The organism is Hydrogenivirga sp. (assembly GCF_056450045.1).
Genome location: NZ_JBWONM010000136.1, coordinates 1 through 2,544, shown reverse-complemented (window position 1 = coordinate 2,544; position 2,544 = coordinate 1). Strand labels below are relative to the sequence as shown.

Genomic DNA, 2,544 nt, shown 5'->3' with positions numbered 1-2,544 from the left:
ACGAGCTCAACGAAATCGGGAAAGTCCTCCTTCTTGTAGCCGTAGAGTAGCTCAGCAGCCATTGAGCAGACCTTGAACTTCACCCCCTCCATACTCATCCCCTCAACCCTGTCCCATATATCCCTGTACCTGTCCCTGTTCTTTTTAACGAGAGTTGCTATCTCCGTTCCGTGAACCACCACCACTATATCTATGTCTTCTCCGGGGATGAAGCTGTAGGGCTCCTTTGAGAGGACGTGGATTATGTTGGACACCCATTCAAGGGCTGGTCTTATCTTCTCGGGCTCATCAAAGTAAAACTCCACAACAGCCTTGAAGGGAGCCTGATAGGGTGTCTGAACGAACCTCGCACCTTCCTGAGAGAAGAGGATACCTACAAAGGAAAGGATAAGAAGGATAGCCCTCATGACCCACCTCCATATATAAAAGTTAAACCTGTGATATACTCGTAGTATGAGAACCGTTATAAAGGGTAGAGTTTGGAAGTTTGGGGATAACGTTGATACAGACCAGATAATACCCGCCCGTTATCTGAACACCTCAGACCCATACGAGCTCGCCAAGCACGTCATGGAGGACTCGGAGCACCCGAACTTTGCAAAGGAGCACAGGGAAGGCGACGTCATAGTTGCAGGGAGGAACTTCGGCTCGGGTTCCTCAAGAGAGCACGCTCCGATAGCTATAAAGTACGCAGGCGTCCCCGTTGTCATAGCCAAGTCCTTTGCGAGGATATTCTTCAGGAACGCTATAAACATAGGTCTTCCCATAGTTGAGGCTCCGGAGGCGGTTGATGAGATAAACCACGGAGACGAGGTAGAGGTTGACCTTGAAAAGGGGGTCGTGAGGAACCTGACCACCGGGAAGGAGTACAAGGCAACGAAGTTTCCCGAGGAGCTTCAGGCTATACTCAGGGCGGGCGGTCTTATGGAGTATGCCAAGAGCAAGCTCAAGTCTTGAGAGAGTCCTCTCCTGCCTGAAAGAAGGCAAGCCCGTCGTAGTCCCGACCGATACCATATACGGCATAGTTGCGGACGCCACAAGCTACAGGGCGGTCCAGCTCCTCAAGAAGATAAGGAGACCCTCCGGAAGACCCTTCGTAGTCCTGATTCCAGACCCATCCTGGGCTGGTAAACTCGGGCTTGCGGTGGATAAAAGGGTCCTCAGGCTTTTCTCTGTCCCCGGTCTGACGCTCGTGCTTGAGAAGAGGGGAGGTATCTTTCACTGGCTCGGAAGGGAGAGCGTTGCCGTTAGATACCCCCGAAGGGGGTTTATATACGAACTCTTAAGGAAGTTCGGAAGACCTATCGTCGCTCCAAGTGCCAACCCTGAAGGGAAGCCCCCCGCAAGGAGTGTAAGGGAGGCTGTGGAGTACTTCGGCGCCAAGGTCTGCTATTACGTGGATATGCCCTCGGGGGGAGGAAAGCCCTCAACCCTCCTTGATTTGAGAAAGGAAACAAAGGTCCTCAGGAAAGGTCTTTACAGCGGTGATTCAATTAAAAGATTGTTGGGGAAAGCGCAATGATGGTGTTATTCACCTTGTTCATGCTGGGATTACTTTTTTCCTGCGGAGGCGGTTCTTCCAACTCGCATCAGGAGCAGAAGCTTGGTCCCCGTATAACATGGTATATACAGCTCCAGGGTGAGCTGAAGCTCAGAAAGGATGTAGAGCTGTACGACGTGGACCTGTTTGATACGCCGAAGGAAGTCATAAAGAAGCTGAAAGCTTCTGGCAAGAAAGTTGTGTGCTACTTCAACGCGGGCGCCTATGAAGACTGGAGACCTGACAAGGACAGGTTCCCAGCGGAGGTTTTGGGAAAGCCCCTTGAGGGCTGGGAGGGTGAGAGGTGGCTTGATATAAGAAAAAGCAGGGTAAGGGAGATAATGGTGGATAGACTGAAGCTGGCAAGGGATAAGGGGTGTGATGGTGTTGACCCGGACAACGTAAACGGCTATCAGAACGACACAGGTTTTGACATAACCTACGCAGATCAGCTTGAGTACAACCGCTTCTTAGCCCGGGAAGCTCACAAACTCGGTCTGATGGTGGGTCTCAAGAATGATGGAGAACAGGTTAAGGACCTCGTTGAAAGCTTTGACTTTTCGGTTCAGGAAGAGTGCCACGAATATCGGGAGTGCGAGCTGTATTATCCCTTCATCAAAGAAGGGAAGCCAGTTTTTAACATTGAGTATAGCTCCGAATACCTTACTGACTCAGGCAGGCGAAGGCTCTGCTCGGAAGCAGAAAAAGAGGGATTCATGACGGCAGTGTACAACATTGAACTTGATGGGACAACCTTCCTGCCTTGCTGGGAAATCACATCTCAACCACCTTACCGGGGTTGAAGAGGTTCTTGGGGTCAAAGAGGAGCTTTATCCCCTTCAGGAGCTCGTAGCCCGTCTCGCTGAACTGCCACCTAAGGAACTTCCTCTTTGTAAGACCTACGCCGTGCTCACCCGTTATGGAGCCGTGATAGGAGAGGGCGAGCTCAAAGACCTCATCAACAGCCTTCTCGGCTCTTTCTTCCTCTTCGGGATTCGCCTTGT

Annotated in this window: 5 protein-coding genes; 3 read left to right on the top strand and 2 right to left on the bottom strand. The window is 51.3% G+C overall.

Annotated features, from left to right (window positions below):
* A partial coding sequence (locus AC1HCM_RS05710; RefSeq protein ID WP_479460808.1) for a DsrE family protein occupies positions 1–407 on the bottom strand: 407 nt, incomplete at its 3' end.
* Positions 408–453: 46 nt separating this feature from the next.
* On the opposite strand from AC1HCM_RS05710, the gene leuD reads away from it, so the two are divergent.
* The 3 genes from leuD to AC1HCM_RS05695 are packed head-to-tail and all read left to right on the top strand — an operon-like array spanning position 454 to position 2,343.
* The gene (gene leuD, locus AC1HCM_RS05705) at positions 454–957 is read left to right on the top strand and encodes a 3-isopropylmalate dehydratase small subunit (RefSeq protein WP_479460807.1); all 504 of its coding nucleotides are present in this window, start codon (positions 454–456) and stop codon (positions 955–957) included.
* On the top strand, positions 932–1,522 hold the full coding sequence (locus AC1HCM_RS05700) for an L-threonylcarbamoyladenylate synthase (RefSeq protein ID WP_479460806.1): 591 nt from the start codon (positions 932–934) through the stop codon (positions 1,520–1,522). Before leuD ends, AC1HCM_RS05700 begins: the two co-directional genes overlap by 26 nt.
* Before the next feature lie 20 nt (positions 1,523–1,542).
* On the top strand, positions 1,543–2,343 hold the full coding sequence (locus tag AC1HCM_RS05695) for an endo alpha-1,4 polygalactosaminidase (protein ID WP_479460805.1): 801 nt from the start codon (positions 1,543–1,545) through the stop codon (positions 2,341–2,343).
* On the opposite strand, the gene AC1HCM_RS05690 is transcribed toward AC1HCM_RS05695, so the two are convergent.
* The coding region (locus AC1HCM_RS05690) for an FAD-linked oxidase C-terminal domain-containing protein (protein ID WP_479460804.1) at positions 2,315–2,544 on the bottom strand (230 nt) is incomplete at its 5' end. The two genes, AC1HCM_RS05695 and AC1HCM_RS05690, sit on opposite strands and share 29 nt — an antisense overlap.